Genomic DNA, 14,667 nt, shown 5'->3' with positions numbered 1-14,667 from the left:
TTAGCTAGCGTTTCCCGTATGCCTCTTCGATCTGACTGGTCCCAACGCAGCTGCAGCATGGCCCGCGGCCTGGACATCCTGGGCGACCCCTGGAGCATCCTGGTGCTGCGCGAGGTCTTCTTTGGCAACGGGCGCTTCGACGCCATGAAGGACCGGCTGGAGGTGGCGGATTCCGTCCTCACCAAGCGCCTGGCAGGCCTGGTTGAGGCCGGACTGCTGGAGAAAAAGGCATATGACGACGGCGGCCGCACCCGCCAGGAGTACGTCCTCACCACCAAGGGTGAGGACGTACTCCCGGTCCTCAACGCGGTCACCATCTGGGCGGAGAAGCACCTGCCCGCGCCCTCGGACCAGGCGCACCTCCACGTCATCCACACCGGCTGCGGCAAACCCACTACCTCGGCAGACACCTGCACGGAATGCGGGGAACGGCTGACGGCGGCGAACACCAGCTGGCACAGCCGGGCCAGGTCGGAGCATCCCATCCCGTTGTCCACCGCGTCCGGAAAAGAAACTGCGGCATGAGCACCGTGCCGGAGGAAGCCCGCGAAGTTCCTGCTGGTTCTGCTGCCCTTCCCTCACCGCCACGTAAGCGCAGGCGCCTGCATCCTGCCTGGATCGTTGCCGCCGTGGCGTTCCTGGCACTCGTTGGGGCGGCCGGATTCCGCGCTGCGCCTGGTGTCCTCATGGTCCCGCTCCAGCAGGAGTTCGGCTGGTCCACCACCGTGCTGTCCGCGGCCGTGAGCATCAACCTGGTGCTCTTCGGCCTGACCGCCCCGTTCGCCGCCGCCCTGATGGAACGGTTCGGCGTCCGGGCCGTCACTGCAACAGCCCTGGTGCTGATCGGCATGGGTAGTGCCTTAACCGTGCTGGTGAACCAGTCCTGGCAGATCCTGTTGACGTGGGGGCTGCTGATCGGCCTGGGGACCGGTTCCATGGCCCTTGTCTTTGCCGCCACGGTCGCCAACACCTGGTTCACCAGGAGCCGCGGTTTGGTGATCGGCATCCTCACCGCCGGCAGCGCGGCCGGACAGCTGGTCTTCCTGCCCTTCATCGCCATGCTCGCCCAGGACCCCGGGTGGCGGCAGGCCTCCCTGCTGATCGCCGCCGGTGCGCTCGCCGTGGTTCCGCTGGTGCTGAAGTTCCTCAAGAACTCACCGGCCGAGGCGGGGGTCCTGCCCTACGGCGAGGAGCCGGCCGGCGTGGCCGCCCAGCCGCCGGAAACCGCAACGGTTCCGGGTGGCCGCCCGCGTGCCAACGCCGCGGTCCGCGCCCTGCGGGTGCTGCGCCGCGCCAGCAAGGTCAGGACCTTCTGGGCGCTTGCAGCCGGGTTCGCCATCTGTGGCGCCACCACCAACGGCCTGATCGGCACCCACTTCATCCCCTCCGCCCACGACCACGGCATGCCGGAAACCACGGCAGCGGGGCTGCTTGCCGTCGTCGGGATTTTCGACATCATCGGAACCATCGCCTCCGGCTGGCTGACCGACCGCTTCAACCCCCGCATCCTGTTGGCCGTCTACTACCAGTTCCGCGGCATCGGCCTGCTGGTGCTTCCGCTGCTGCTGAACGCCGAGGTGCAGCCCAGCATGATCGTGTTCGTGGTGATTTACGGCCTGGACTGGGTGGCCACTGTTCCGCCCACGGCTGCCATCTGCCGGGAGACGTTCGGTGCGGACGGCAGCGTGATGTTCGGCTGGGTCTTCGCCGCCCACCAGCTCGGCGCCGCCGCGGCCGCCATCGTTGCCGGCGCCCTGCGCGATGCCACCGGGCACTACACCTACGCGTGGCTGGGGGCGGCGGCCATGTGCACCATCGCCGCGGTCATCAGCGCCACCATCCGCCGGCACAAAGGGTCGCAGGAACCGACGGCAGCGGCGGAGCCGGCAGCGGCCTGAGCAGTGTGGGACCTGTGAGCAGTGCGGCACAGGACAGTCCCCGCCGCCAGCCGCCGCTAGGCTGGTCGGATGGAATCCCAATCATCCGTCCCCGCCCGCCCCGTTGCCCTGGTCACCGGCGCGGGGCGCCTGGCCAGTATCGGCGCCGGTATTGCCCGGCAGCTGGCCGCGGACGGCTGGGACCTGGTCCTCTCCTACTGGGCCGACTACGACGCCCGCATGCCCTGGGGGAGCGAACCCGAGGACGTTGTCAGGCTTACCGCCGAGCTTGAGGCCATCGGCGCCAAGGTGCACGTCCTGTCGGCCGACCTGCAGGACCCCGGCGTCCCGGACCGGCTGGTGGCGGAAGCTGCACAGCTGGCAGGGCCACTGCAGGGCCTGGTGCTGAGCCACGCGGAGTCGGTGGATTCGGGAGTGCTGGACACCACCATTGAATCCTTTGACCGGCACTTCGCCGTGAACACCCGCGCCAGCTGGCAGTTGATTGCCGCCTTCGCACGCCAGGCAACGGACGACGGCGGCGCGATCGTTGCGCTGACCAGCGACCACACAGCGTTCAACCTTCCCTACGGTGCCTCAAAGGGTGCCTTGGACCGGATCGTGATTGCTGCCGCACGTGAACTGGGTCCGCAGGGGATCTCGGCAAACGTGCTGAACCCGGGTCCGGTTGATACCGGGTGGATGACCCCCGACGTCCATGAAGAGCTCACCGCGCAGCAGCCCACCGGCCGCCTGGGCACCCCTGCCGACGTCGCCAGGACCGTTGCGTTCCTGCTCTCACCGGCAGGCCGCTGGGTGTCGGGCCAGCTGATCAAGGCCGACGGCGGCTTCTCGGCCTGACTGGCCGGGCCGGACGTCGGCCCACGTCCCGGGCCCCCAACTGACTCGCAGTAGATGCCGTTTTGGGCCCCCAACTAGCTCGCTGTTGTTGTCGTTATGCGTCGCCAAAACGGCAACAACTGCGAGTCAGTTGGGGGAGGGGTCAGTGGAAGGCGCCCAGGCCGGTGATGTGCCGGCCCAGGATCAGGGTGTGCACCTCGTCGGTGCCCTCATAGGTCCGTACTGATTCGAGGTTGGCGGCATGCCGCAGGGGTGAGTAGTCGGTGGTGATGCCGTTGCCGCCCAGGATGGACCGCGCCTCCCGTGCCACGGCAATGGCCTCGCGCACGTTGTTGAGCTTGCCCAGCGAGATCTGCTCGGGCCTGATGGTTCCCGCGTCCTTGAGGCGTCCCAGGTGCAGGGCCAGCAGCGTGCCCTTCTGGATTTCCACCAACATGTTCACCAGCTTCTCCTGCGTAAGCTGGTAGCCGGCCAGCGGCTTGCCGAACTGGAGCCGGTCCTGCGAATAGGCCAAGGCCGCCTCATAGGAATCGCGGGCCGCGCCCATGGCGCCCCACGCGATGCCGTACCGGGCCTCATTCAGGCAGGTGAACGGGCCGCGCAGTCCCCGCGCTCCCGGCAGCAGGGCCTCGGGACCCAGCCGGACGTCGTCGAACACCACGTCGCACTGGATGGAGGCGCGCATGGACAGCTTCTGCGTGATGGCCCTGGCGGTCACGCCGGGGGTTCCGGCCGGCACCAGGAAGCCGTGCACGCCGTCGTCCGTCATGGCCCAGACCACCATGACGCCCGCAACTGACGCCAGCCCGATCCAGCGCTTCGTCCCGTTCAGGACCCAACCGGCGTCGTCTCCGGTGCCGTCGCGCTGCGCAACTGTGGCCATGGACGCCGGGTCCGAACCGGCCGTGGGCTCGGTCAGGGCAAAACACCCAATGACCTCGCCGGCTGCCATCCGGGGCAGCCACTCCTGCTTCTGTTCTTCCGAGCCCCACGTGTGGATGGCTGTCATGGCCAGCGAACCCTGGACGGACACGAACGTGCGGATCCCGGAATCGCCGGCTTCCAGCTCCATCGCGGCAAGGCCATATTCGACGGCGGAGCGGCCGGGGCAGCCGTAGCCTTCCAGGTGCATCCCCAGCACGCCCAACTCACCCAGTTCCGTAGCCAGCTCCAGGGGGAAGACGGCGTCCTCATACCAGCGGGCTATCTCCGGCTTGATGCGCTGGCTGGTGAAATCCCGGACCTTTTGCCGGAGTTCCAGTTCCTCCGCTGACAGCAGTGAATCGAGGTTCAGGACGTCTGACAGGCCGGCCGCCGCGGCTTCAGCAGTCAATTCTTCGCCCGTCATTCGGTCACCTCATTTCTCAACCAGGAAGTAGCCGCGGGTGGCGGGCAGGAACCGGCAGGCGGCGGCCAGCACCACGCCCAGCGCCAGCAGCACCACTCCGCTCACAAACGCGCCGCCGACGCCGAAGATCTGCGTATCGCCGTACGCCGGGTCCCACATCTGCACTGCCGAGATGAAGAACGCGGCGGTCAGCAGCAGCGCGCCCACCAAGGGGAGGATGCCGCGGAACCAGAGGTTGCGGGCCGATTCCCGCAGGGTTCCGCGGAAGTACCAGAAGCAGGCGAAGCCGGTCAGGGCGTAGTAGAAGGCGATAAACAGGCTGATGGCGCTGATGGAGTCCGCCAGCAGGTTTTCGCTCAGGAAGCTCATGGCCACGTAGTAGGCGGCCGCAGCACCGCCCATCACCTGCGTGGAGAACCCGGGGGTCTGGTTGCGCGGGTGCACCTCTGCGAACTTGGCCGGCAGGGCTCCGTGGACGCCCATGGACAGGGTGCCGCGGGCGGTGGGCAGGATGGTGGTCTGGGTGGAGGACAGCACCGAGGCCAGGACCGCGACGACGATCAGCCAGCCCCACGGCCCCAGCACCACGTCCTTCATGGCCAGAAACACGTCGTCCTTGTTCGCCTCGTTGCCCAGCCCGATGCCCTCGGAGCCCACCGTGGCGTACATCATCACCAGGAGCGCCACGGAAACGTAGATGGCCACCAGCACGAAGGCCGAGATCACGGCGCCGCGGCCGGGGGTCTTGGAGGGGTCCTCGGTTTCCTCGTTCACGGCCAGGCAGGTATCCCACCCCCAATAGATGAACAGGGCCAGCAGCGCCCCGTGCACCACGGCGCCGGGGTCGGTGAAGGCGCCCACGGGGTTGAACCACTCAAAGTCGAAGGCCTGGCCTTCTGGAGCACCCCCAACGATCCGCACCACAATGGCCAGCGCGAAAATGCCCAGGGCAATGTACTGGACGTAGGTCAGGACGCGCTGCACGTGCTCGCCCAGCCGGATCCCGCGGTAGTTCACCACGGTCATCAGCACGATGAACAGCAGCCCCGTCCCGGTGACCAGAACCTTGTTCTGCGCCAAGGACCCGTCGCCCACCAGCAGCCACAGGTATTGCCCGGCCACCTGGGCCAGGTTGGCCAGGACCACGATCCCGGCGAGCGCGACACCCCAGCCACCCAGCCAGCCGGCCCAGGGGCCGAAGGCCTGGCGGGACCAGGTGAACGTGGTGCCGCAGTCCGGGATGGCGCTGTTGAGCTCGCGGAAGGCGTAGGCGATGAACAGGACCGGGACGAAGCCCAGCAGGAGGATCAGGGGAGTGTAGTTGCCGTTGACCGCAACGATCAGGCCCAGGGTGGCGGCCAGTGAGTACACCGGCGCGGTGGAGGCCAGTCCCAGCATCACCGAGTCGCCCAGGTCCAGGATCCCGGCCCGCAGCCCCTTGGCCGGCACCGGGGTGCCCGGTCCGCCTCCGGAGGCGCCCGTCGTCGTCATGTCCGTACTCATAGGGTGATACCTGCCTTGGTGGAGTCGGCCACCGCTGAAAGCGGCGCCGGTGCATCAATCGTGTTGGGGACGAAGCGGCAGAAGTAGTCCGTGACCGGTCCGTCGGATTCGCGGATGCCGCAGCCCACGGACTCGCCGTCCACCACCCAGAGCCCCAGGACGGGACGGTTGCCGTCGAAATCCGGCAGCGGGTGGTATTGCTGGTAGCACCAACCCTCGCGGCCGTACCCGCCGGGCTGCTCCAGGTTGATGCCGTCCGCGTGGATGCGGATGTTGTCGCCTTCGCGGCCGTGCAGCGGCTTGGCCACCCATTCCTTCAGCGGTCCCGGATCGGTGAGGTACGCCGGCAGCAGGTTGGGGTGGTTGGGGTAAAGGTGCCACAGCGCGGCCAGCAGGGCCTTGTTGGAGAGCAGCATCTTCCAGGCAGGTTCCACCCAGCGCGGGTTGTGGGCACGCTCCAGCAGCCGCGGGCCGAACTCCTCCTTCATCATCAGCTCCCAGGGATAGAGCTTGAAGATGGTGCTGATCAGGAAGTTGTCCAGGTCCACGAAGCGGTTCAGGTTGGGGTCCCACCCGATATCGGACATATTGATGCCGATGGTGGTCCAGCCGGCCTGGCTGGCAACATCGCGCATGTACGCGGCAGTCATCCAGTCCTCGCCGGACTCCTCAACTTCCGAATGGGCAACGTGCAAAGTGCTCATTCCCGTGCGGTACTGGAATTTCTTCCACTGCCGGATCAGGGCCTCGTGGATGCCGTTCCACTGGTCCTTCTCCGGGTGGACGTCCTGCAGCCAGAACCACTGGGCCACGGCGGCTTCGATCAGCCCGGTGGGGGTGTCGGCGTTGTATTCGAGCATCTTTGCCGGCCCGCCCTGGCCGCCATAGATGAAGTCGAACCTGCCGTAGACGTCCACGTCGCCCGCCTGCAGGGATTCCGCCGCCAGTTCCAGGGCCTGCGGACCGATGCCGATGCTGCCCATGGCGCCGGTGGCCAGGAACTTGGCGGCCTCCAGGCACATCCGGTGCATGTCTTCGGCCACCACTTCGAGGGCCTCCACCTCGTCCATGGTGAATTCGTAGTACGCCGATTCGTTCCAGTACTCAATGCGGCGCCCGTCATCCATGGTGGTGGTGGAGAAGACCAGGCCCTGTTCTTCGATCTTTTGCTTCCAGCCCGGCCGGGGCTCAGACAACATTCTCTTCATCCGTCAGCCCCCCGAAACCTTGCCGCCGCCGCCGCTCGAACCGCTCTTGGCGCTTGACCCGAAACCGCCGCGGCTGACCGTGCCGCCCTTGCTGCTGTAGCCCGTGGAGGCCTTGGCCCCGCTGGGAACGGTCCGCGTGTAGTTGGGCGCCGTGGACCGGTTCTGGCCGATGGCCGGAACGCTGGCTCCGCGCGAGTAGAAGTACCAGGCGTAGATGCCGCCGCCGCGGCCTGCTGAGCTGTCGCAGCTCCTGTCCTCCACGCGCTCGCCGGTCTCATCGTTGAAGCACACCTGGGCGTACTCGGGATCGTCCTCGTTGCTGGCCACCACGGCCGTGATGGTGCCGGCCAGGAGGGCGGTGACGCCGAGGCCCACCACCACTGCGCGGCGCTGGGAGCGCTTCTTCCGCGCCGCAGCATTGTCGAGCTGCTTTTCCCGCTCGCGCGCAAACGGGTCCACGGGGGTGACGGGTTCGTTGAGGAGATCAGGACGCAGCTCAGGCTTGGGCACCTGCCACGGCGGCGGCTTGGCGGCGCTGCCCGCGCCGCTGGTTCCCGGGATGTTGTTAGCCCCGCTCGGCGGCCCTTCCTCCGGGTCCCCTTGCGGGATCTTCTGGTTCGAGTCCACGGCGTCCCCCTCAGTTATCCGCACGATTTGGGCGCAGCACTGCCCCCAATGCAAGTCTCGACTCAGCGTAGTCCCTGCCGGTGCCGCCTGCGAGTAGGAACGCAGTACGGCAGCAGGGGAGAACTGCCCATGGCCGGCAGGCGGGGGTGGATCCCAAGGGGACCCTAGACTGATGCCATGGAATCAGGTTCTGTCCTTGCTGTCTGCCGCGTCCACCAGCTCCTGGGAGACCAGGGCAGCGTGGGCGTCACCGCCATCGACAAGCGCCCGGCCGATGGGCCCGTCAAGGTCCACAAGCTGGGCCTCCGCGGGGACATCCAGGCCAACAGGGCACACCATGGCGGGGAGGACCAGGCCGTCTACGCCTACTCCCAGGCCGACGCCGATTACTGGGCCGGCGCACTGGGCCGTGAGCTGCCGCCGGGCGTCTTCGGTGAGAACCTGCGGGTATCCGGCATCGAAGCCACGCACGCGGTGATCGGGGAGCGCTGGAAGGTGGGGTCCGGCGTCGAACTTGAAGTCACCTCCCCACGCACCCCCTGTGCAACGTTCCAGCGCCGGATGAAGGAGCCGCAGTGGGTGAAGCGGTTCACCGACGAGGGGAGGGTGGGGACATACCTGCGCGTCATCCGCACCGGCAGCATCCGGGCCGGCGACACCATCGAGCGGACCTTCGTCCCGCGCCACGGCATCACCATCGGCAGGTGGTTCAGTGAACCGGACGCGGAGGTCATTGCGGCCCTGCGCGGTGCAGAGGCCGACGGCGAGATCCGGCTCCAGGACGAGTACCACGCAAGGTTTGAGGTACTGCTGCGGCGGCTGGCGCGGTAGCCCGTCTTGCCCGAGTGCCGCCCACGGCGTGCTGTGTGCGCAAGCTCACCGCCGCCGTCGCCCGCTCGATTAGCGCCGCGGCGCCTGCGTGCCCTACACTTGAAACATCCCCCACTCCGGAAATCCCTTATTCCTGCCCAATTTTTGAGGCAGGACTGGCAAGTGTTGGGGCCCGCACAAGCGATGCGGGCATTTTCATAGGGAGAGCCGGCTAAAGAGAAACGCTGTACAGACTGCTGGGATAGCAGCCAAGAGATGCAGCGCGAAGTCCTGCCATGGGATTGCGAAAGCGCCGGACTTCTGTGACCGGCCGGTCAACGTTTGCCCGGCACCATCGGCACGTGTACTGCGGCTCCGCTCACCTTGGGTAGTGCCGCCTGGCCCCCTATGGATGAGGAATCTCCCTATGCCCGAAAACCAGAACGAAACCACCGCTGAAGCAGCAACTGCCAGCATCGAATTCACCGAGCCCGCTGCCCCCGCAGCTGAGGTTCCTGCCGCTGAGGCCGTCGCGGCCCCTGCCGAAGCCCCCGCCGCCAAGGCGCCGGAATCCGACGAGGAAGAAGGCGTCAAGTTCGCCGACCTCGGCATCGACGCCCGCGTCCTTGCCGCCCTCCAGGATGTCGGGTACGAGAAGCCGTCCCCCATCCAGGCAGCCACCATCCCGCTGCTGCTCGAAGGCCGCGACGTGGTGGGCCTGGCACAGACCGGTACCGGCAAGACTGCAGCATTCGCAGTGCCGGCACTGTCCCGCCTGGCCGAACTCCACGACCTCAACGGCCCGTCCCGCAAGACCCAGGCCCTGGTCCTGGCCCCCACCCGCGAGCTGGCACTCCAGGTTGCCGAGGCGTTCACCTCCTACGCCAAGCACATCGATGACTTCACCGTGCTGCCCGTCTACGGCGGCTCCGCCTACGGTCCCCAGCTGGCCGGCCTGCGCCGCGGCGCCCAGGTGGTTGTGGGTACCCCCGGCCGCGTGATCGACCACATCTCCAAGGGTTCCCTGGACCTGTCCGAGCTGCAGTACCTGGTACTGGACGAGGCTGACGAGATGCTGCGCATGGGCTTCGCCGAAGACGTGGAGCAGATCTTCCAGCAGACGCCGTCGGACCGCCAGGTGGCACTGTTCTCCGCCACCATGCCCAGCCAGATCCGGCGCATGTCCAAGCAGTACCTGAATGATCCGGCCGAGATCTCCGTCAAGTCCAAGACCACCACCGGTGCCAACACCCGCCAGCGCTACCTGCAGGTCATGGGCCCGCACAAGCTGGACGCGATGACCCGCATCCTTGAGGTGGAAGAGTTCGACGGCGTCATCGCCTTCGTCCGCACCAAGATGGCCACCGAGGACCTGGCTGACAAGCTGAAGTCGCGCGGCTTCCAGGCTGCCGCCATCAACGGCGACATCCCCCAGCAGCAGCGTGAGCGCACCGTCGACGCGCTGAAGGAAGGCCGCATCGATATCCTCGTTGCTACCGACGTCGCTGCCCGCGGCCTGGACGTGGAGCGCATCAGCCACGTCATCAACTACGACATCCCGCACGACACCGAGTCCTACGTGCACCGCATTGGCCGCACCGGCCGTGCAGGCCGTTCCGGTGACGCCATCCTGTTCATGACGCCGCGGGAGAAGTACCTGCTGCGCTCCATTGAAAAGGCCACCCGCCAGCCGGTGGAGCAGATGCACCTGCCCACAGCGGAAACCGTGAACACGCTTCGCCTGGGCAAGTTCGCCGAGCGCATCACCGAGACCCTCGCCTCCGAGGACGTCTCCGCGTTCCGTGACCTCATCGCCTCCTACGAGGAAGAGCACAAGGTGCCGGCAGCAGAAATCGCTGCGGCACTGGCCGTCATGGCCCAGGGCGGCCAGCCGCTCCTGGTCAAGGAACTGCCCGCTGCTCCTGAATTCCAGAAGCGCGAGCGGTCCAAGGACGGCTTCGGCTCCCGTGGGCCGACCCGTGCACTGACCGAGGGCAACGCCACCTACCGTATCGCGGTGGGCCGGCGTCAGCGGGTCATGCCCGGCTCGATCGTGGGCGCCATCGCCAACGAGGGTGGCATCTCCTCCGCCCAGATCGGCTGCATCGACATTCGCTCCGACCACTCCCTGGTGGAGCTGCCCGCGGACCTCAGCCCTGAGCAGCTGCGCGCACTGTCCCGCACCCGGATCGGCGGCGAGCTGATCCACCTGGAGCTGGACAACGGCCGCAAGCCGTCCGGTGACCGCGGCGCCTACCAGGGCAACCGCGGTGGCGACCGTGGAGGCAACTTCAAGGGCAATGGCGGGTTCAAGAAGGAATTCCGGAAGAACGACGGCGAGCGCACCTCCGCTGACCGCGGCGGACGTTCGTACAGCGAGCGTTCCGAGCGTTCCTTCGGTGACCGCAAGCCGCGGACCGAGGGCGGCTTCAAGCCCCGCAACAAGTGGTAACCACGTTTTGCTAAGCAACACCCGGACGGGCCGGCTCATCGCGAGCCAGCCCGTCCTTTTTGTTGACTCTTTGCGCGAAGTAGTCTTCGTCACATCTGGGTCCGGAGGGGTCCCGCCGCCGTCGCTGCGGAGGCCTCGGGTACCGCTACATCCCTGATCTGGCGGGGATTTTGGGGGTCCGGGTTCGCCGGCCGCGCCGATTTGTTGGTGCGGAAATCTTCCGGTAGAGTATTTACTCGTTGCCCCCCTAGCTCAGTGGTAGAGCGCGTTCTTGGTAAGAACGAGGTCACCGGATCGATTCCGGTGGGGGGCTCTGAATGAGGGCCTGCGTCAAGGCGGTTTGACCGGCTTGACGCAGGTTTTTCTCATTCGTGGCGGTGTAGCTCAGTTGGTTAGAGCGCACGACTCATAATCGTGAGGTCGGGAGATCGAGCCTCCCCACCGCTACAGGCTAAGCCCCCAGGATCGCATGATCCCGGGGGCTTTCTTGTTTCCCTGATTCCCAGTAGCTTTGCAGCAGGCTGCGGATGGGGGATTCGGTGGACTTTTTCACGGCAGTGATGGATCCGTTCCGGTGGCTGGTGTCTGCCATCCTGGTGGCTTTCCATGACGGACTGGCTGCGGCAGGCATGCCGGCATCCGGTGGCTGGACGTGGACGCTGGCCATCATCGGGCTGGTCCTGGTCATCCGCGCCGCGCTGATCCCGGTGTTCCTGGCACAGGTCCGTGCCCAGCGCAGGATGCGGCTCCTGCAGCCGGAGCTGAAGGAGCTCCAAGACCGGTACAAGGGCCGGACGGACCAGGCGTCCCGGCAGGCCATGGCCCAGGAGCAGATGGCGCTGTACAAGAAACACGGCACCAACCCGTTCTCCGCCTGCCTGCCGCTGCTGATCCAGGCGCCGTTCTTCCTTGCCCTGTTCCAGGTGCTGTCCGGGATCTCCAACGCGTCGCGGCAGGGCGAAGGCATTGGGGCGCTAAGCCATGACCAGGTGCTCCAGTTCGAATCCGCCAGTATCTTTGGTGTGCCGCTGTCCGCCTCTTTGCTGCACGGCAGCGGCGGCGGTGGCCCCGCCGCCGTGGCCGTGCTCGCCGTCGCCATGATCCTGGTGATGATTGCCTGCCAGTTCCTCACCCAGAAACTCGTGGCTTCCCGGAGCTTTGCCGGGCAGGACAGCGACAACCCCCTGATGCGCCAGCAGAAGGTCCTCCTCTACGTCCTGCCGCTGGTCTTCGGCCTGGGCGGAATCTTCTTCCCCATCGGCGTCCTGGTCTATTGGACGGTCTCCAACCTCTGGACCCTGGGGCAACAGTTCCTGGTGTCCCGGGAGCCTATCCAGAACTGATGTCCAGCGGCAGAATGTCCCCATGGCGCAGCTGATCTACTCCGCAATCATGTCCCTGGACGGCTACACGGCAGACCCAAACGGGAACTTCGCCTGGTCGGCGCCGGACGAGGAAATCCACGCCTTCATCAATGACCTGGAGCGGGATGTGGGCGCCTATCTTCTGGGCCGCCGGATGTATGAGGTGATGTCGGTCTGGGAAACCATGGGCACGCAGGATGACCCGGAGGTGATCCAGGACTACGCCCGCTTGTGGGCGGCAGCGGACAAGGTGGTGTATTCGACGTCGCTGGACACTGTCTCCACGCCAATGACCCGGCTGGAGCGGCAGTTCGTCCCGGACGCCGTGCAGGAGCTGAAGTCCACCAGCGCCAGGAACATCAGCATTGGCGGCCCCACCCTTGCCGCGCATGCCCTCAACGCGGGACTGGTGGATGAGTGCCAGTTGTTCATCAACCCTGTAACTGTGGGCGGCGGCCTGCGCTTTCTGCCCGACGGCTTGGACCTGAAGCTGGAACTGCTGGAAGAGCGCCGGTTCAGCAACGGTGTGGTGTACCTGCGTTACCGGACAGTGTGAATCACCGGGCCCGCTGAACCGCCGCGGCGCTGGCCCTGGGCTGGACTGCGAAGAGGGTGAACACCAAAGCCACCAGGGCTGTGACCACCAGCAGGAGCAGCCCTATCGAGTAGCTGCGCGTAGCGGCGTCGTACGTTGCCCCCATGACGAGTGGGGGAAAGTAGCCGCCCAGGCCACCCGCCGCGCTCACGATGCCACTGATGCTGCCTACCTTCCCTGCCGGTGAGAGGACGCCCACCCAGGCGAACACGCCGCCCGTCCCCAGCCCCAGCGCCGCAGCCATGGCAACGAACGTGGCACCTGCCGGGACCTCGCCGTCGGGCCGCATGTTCACCACCCAGCCCAGGACGGCCACGGCTCCAAGGGCCACCAGGACCACGGGCTTGGGGCCCAGCTTGTCCGCGAGGACGCCACCGACCGGACGGGCCAGGACGGCGGCGAGGGCAAATCCGGCGGTCCGGGCACCCGCACCGGCGGGGTCGAAGCTGTAGACATCGCGCAGGTAGGTGGGCAGGTAGGTGGCGAAGGATACAAAGCCGCCAAAGACCACGGCGTACAGGAAGCACATCTTCCAGGTGACTGAAATCCTGGCAGCATCCAGCAGCTTGGGCAGCACCGGTGCGTGGTTCGGAGCCCATTCGGGGGATTCCTTCATGAGGAACCAGACCAGCGCGGCCATGACGGCCAGGACACCGGCGATCAGCAGGTGCGTGGGAAAGTAGCCGATTCCCGCCACCAGCCGCGGATTCAGGAAGGCCGCCAGCGCCGTCCCGCCCATGCCCGCACCAAAGATGCCGGTGGCGAAGCCGCGGCGGGCGGGCTCATACCAGGAACTGACGAACGGAATTCCGACCGCGAACACCGTCCCGGCCACGCCCAGCAGCAGGCCGGCGCCCAGCACCAGCGCGAAGGAACTGAGAAGGCCGCCAATGGACACCAGGAGGATGGGAGGGATGGCGGCCAGCAGCACAAAGCTGAACATGGCCCTGCCACCGTATTTGTCCGTCAGGGTGCCCACCACGATCCGTCCCAGCGAACCGACGAACACCGGCATGGCCACCAGGATCCCCGTGGCGGCCGGTGCCAGGGCCAGGTTCTGGGTGTAGAAGGCACCCAGGGTGGCCACGGAGTTCCACGCCCAGAAACCTGCCACGGACGCCGCCGTCGCGAGCGCAAGGTTCAGCGCCCTTCCGCTAACTGGCGTTGGGGTTGTTCCGGCCACTGCTAGCTCCTCAGGAGATTGTCCAAGACGCACCGCCGGTCAGCGGTTGCGGGTATCCCTGTCCGGCGTGCCAACGGCGGACCAGCCCCGGCCCTTCGTTTCCCTGTCCCGCGAGCGGTAGACGATGTACGGGCGGAAAAGGTAGTGCAGGGGTGCCGTGAATGCGTGCACCAGGCGCGTGAACGGCCAGATGACGAACAGCGCCATGCCCACCAAGGTGTGCAGGTGGAAGGTTAACGGCGCAGCGGCCATCGCCGCGATGTCCGGCTGGAAGATGAACAGCGACCGGAACCACGGCGCCACCGTTTCCCGGTAGTTGTGCCCGTGTTCTCCCTCGAACACACTGGCCAGGGTGGTCCACAGGCCAAAGACGATGGCCGCGGTCAGCACCACGTACATGGTCTTGTCGTTCCTGGTGGTCGCCATGAAGACCGGGCCGGTGGTGCGCCGCCGGTAGATCAGCAGCGCGATCCCGCCCAGCGTTCCCACCCCGGCGATGCCGCCCACCAGCAGGGCGTTGAAGTGGTAGAACTCCTGGCTCATGCCCGCCGCCGCCGTCCAGGCCATCGGGATCACCAGGCCGAAGAAGTGCCCGGCGATGACCGCAAGCAGCCCGAAGTGGAAAAGCGGGGAGGCGATCCTCAGGAGCCGGGATTCGTAAAGCTGGGAGGACCGGGTGGTCCAGCCGAACTGGTCGTACCGGTAGCGCCACACCAGCCCGCCCACCAGCACCACCACCATGACATAGGGCAGGACGCCCCACAGGACGGTATCCCAGGCGTTGAGTACGACGGCGGGTCCCGGCTCCGCCACGGTGGACGCCTTGAGTGCGGGCATGG

General features: G+C 66.8%; 13 protein-coding genes and 2 tRNA genes. 9 read left to right on the top strand and 6 right to left on the bottom strand.

The genetic code is table 11. The features are described from left to right. Nucleotides 1-18 precede the first annotated feature (18 nt). The 3 genes from LFT44_RS14820 (at nucleotide 19) to LFT44_RS14810 (ending at nucleotide 2,738) form a co-directional block, all read left to right on the top strand. Nucleotides 19-525, top strand: a complete 507-nt coding sequence (locus tag LFT44_RS14820) for a winged helix-turn-helix transcriptional regulator (protein ID WP_236799174.1) — start codon at nucleotides 19-21, stop codon at nucleotides 523-525. Beyond that, nucleotides 522-1,898 (top strand): MFS transporter, encoded by a 1,377-nt coding sequence (locus LFT44_RS14815; RefSeq protein ID WP_236799173.1) that lies wholly within the window; start codon nucleotides 522-524, stop codon nucleotides 1,896-1,898. The genes LFT44_RS14820 and LFT44_RS14815 overlap by 4 nt, the downstream gene beginning before the upstream one ends. A gap of 69 nt (nucleotides 1,899-1,967) precedes the next feature. Then, the gene (locus LFT44_RS14810) at nucleotides 1,968-2,738 is read left to right on the top strand and encodes an SDR family oxidoreductase (protein ID WP_236799172.1); all 771 of its coding nucleotides are present in this window, start codon (nucleotides 1,968-1,970) and stop codon (nucleotides 2,736-2,738) included. Between the two features lie 142 nt (nucleotides 2,739-2,880). Here the strand turns inward: LFT44_RS14810 and LFT44_RS14805 are convergent, their stop codons facing one another. The 4 genes from LFT44_RS14805 to LFT44_RS14790 are packed head-to-tail and all read right to left on the bottom strand — an operon-like array spanning nucleotide 2,881 to nucleotide 7,424. Next, entirely contained in the window at nucleotides 2,881-4,086 is a 1,206-nt protein-coding gene (locus LFT44_RS14805) for an acyl-CoA dehydrogenase family protein (protein ID WP_236799171.1), read from the bottom strand. Between the two features lie 9 nt (nucleotides 4,087-4,095). Continuing rightward, nucleotides 4,096-5,589, bottom strand: coding sequence for an APC family permease (locus LFT44_RS14800; RefSeq protein ID WP_236799170.1), 1,494 nt, complete (start codon nucleotides 5,587-5,589; stop codon nucleotides 4,096-4,098). Then, nucleotides 5,586-6,797, bottom strand: coding sequence for a glutathionylspermidine synthase family protein (locus LFT44_RS14795; RefSeq protein WP_236799169.1), 1,212 nt, complete (start codon nucleotides 6,795-6,797; stop codon nucleotides 5,586-5,588). Before LFT44_RS14795 ends, LFT44_RS14800 begins: the two co-directional genes overlap by 4 nt. A gap of 3 nt (nucleotides 6,798-6,800) precedes the next feature. Next, the gene (locus LFT44_RS14790; protein WP_236799168.1) at nucleotides 6,801-7,424 is read right to left on the bottom strand and encodes a Tat pathway signal protein; all 624 of its coding nucleotides are present in this window, start codon (nucleotides 7,422-7,424) and stop codon (nucleotides 6,801-6,803) included. A gap of 177 nt (nucleotides 7,425-7,601) precedes the next feature. On the opposite strand from LFT44_RS14790, the gene LFT44_RS14785 reads away from it, so the two are divergent. The 6 genes from LFT44_RS14785 to LFT44_RS14760 all read left to right on the top strand — a co-directional run bounded on the left by LFT44_RS14785 (nucleotide 7,602) and on the right by LFT44_RS14760 (nucleotide 12,606). Continuing rightward, on the top strand, nucleotides 7,602-8,255 hold the full coding sequence (locus LFT44_RS14785) for an MOSC domain-containing protein (protein WP_236799167.1): 654 nt from the start codon (nucleotides 7,602-7,604) through the stop codon (nucleotides 8,253-8,255). Between the two features lie 406 nt (nucleotides 8,256-8,661). Next, nucleotides 8,662-10,686, top strand: a complete 2,025-nt coding sequence (locus LFT44_RS14780; RefSeq protein WP_236799166.1) for a DEAD/DEAH box helicase — start codon at nucleotides 8,662-8,664, stop codon at nucleotides 10,684-10,686. A gap of 241 nt (nucleotides 10,687-10,927) precedes the next feature. Continuing rightward, nucleotides 10,928-10,999 (top strand) — tRNA-Thr (locus LFT44_RS14775). 60 nt (nucleotides 11,000-11,059) lie between these two features. Next, nucleotides 11,060-11,133 (top strand) — tRNA-Met (locus tag LFT44_RS14770). Nucleotides 11,134-11,225: 92 nt separating this feature from the next. Then, nucleotides 11,226-12,029, top strand: a complete 804-nt coding sequence (gene yidC / locus LFT44_RS14765; RefSeq protein ID WP_236799165.1) for a membrane protein insertase YidC — start codon at nucleotides 11,226-11,228, stop codon at nucleotides 12,027-12,029. A gap of 22 nt (nucleotides 12,030-12,051) precedes the next feature. Beyond that, nucleotides 12,052-12,606, top strand: a complete 555-nt coding sequence (locus tag LFT44_RS14760) for a dihydrofolate reductase family protein (protein ID WP_236799164.1) — start codon at nucleotides 12,052-12,054, stop codon at nucleotides 12,604-12,606. A gap of 1 nt (nucleotide 12,607) precedes the next feature. Here LFT44_RS14760 and LFT44_RS14755 read toward each other — a convergent pair whose 3' ends face one another. Both LFT44_RS14755 and narI read right to left on the bottom strand, forming a co-directional pair. Further along, on the bottom strand, nucleotides 12,608-13,828 hold the full coding sequence (locus LFT44_RS14755) for an MFS transporter (RefSeq protein ID WP_236799163.1): 1,221 nt from the start codon (nucleotides 13,826-13,828) through the stop codon (nucleotides 12,608-12,610). A 39-nt stretch (nucleotides 13,829-13,867) separates the two neighbouring features. Then, complete coding sequence (narI, locus tag LFT44_RS14750; protein WP_236799162.1) at nucleotides 13,868-14,665, bottom strand: respiratory nitrate reductase subunit gamma; 798 nt, start codon at nucleotides 14,663-14,665, stop codon at nucleotides 13,868-13,870. Nucleotides 14,666-14,667: the final 2 nt, after the last annotated feature.

The sequence above is a fragment of the Arthrobacter sp. FW306-05-C genome (genome assembly GCF_021801725.1).
Taxonomy (GTDB): Bacteria; Actinomycetota; Actinomycetes; order Actinomycetales; family Micrococcaceae; genus Arthrobacter.
Note: the sequence above shows the minus strand (reverse complement) of the source record. Positions and strands in the feature narration are given on the sequence as shown.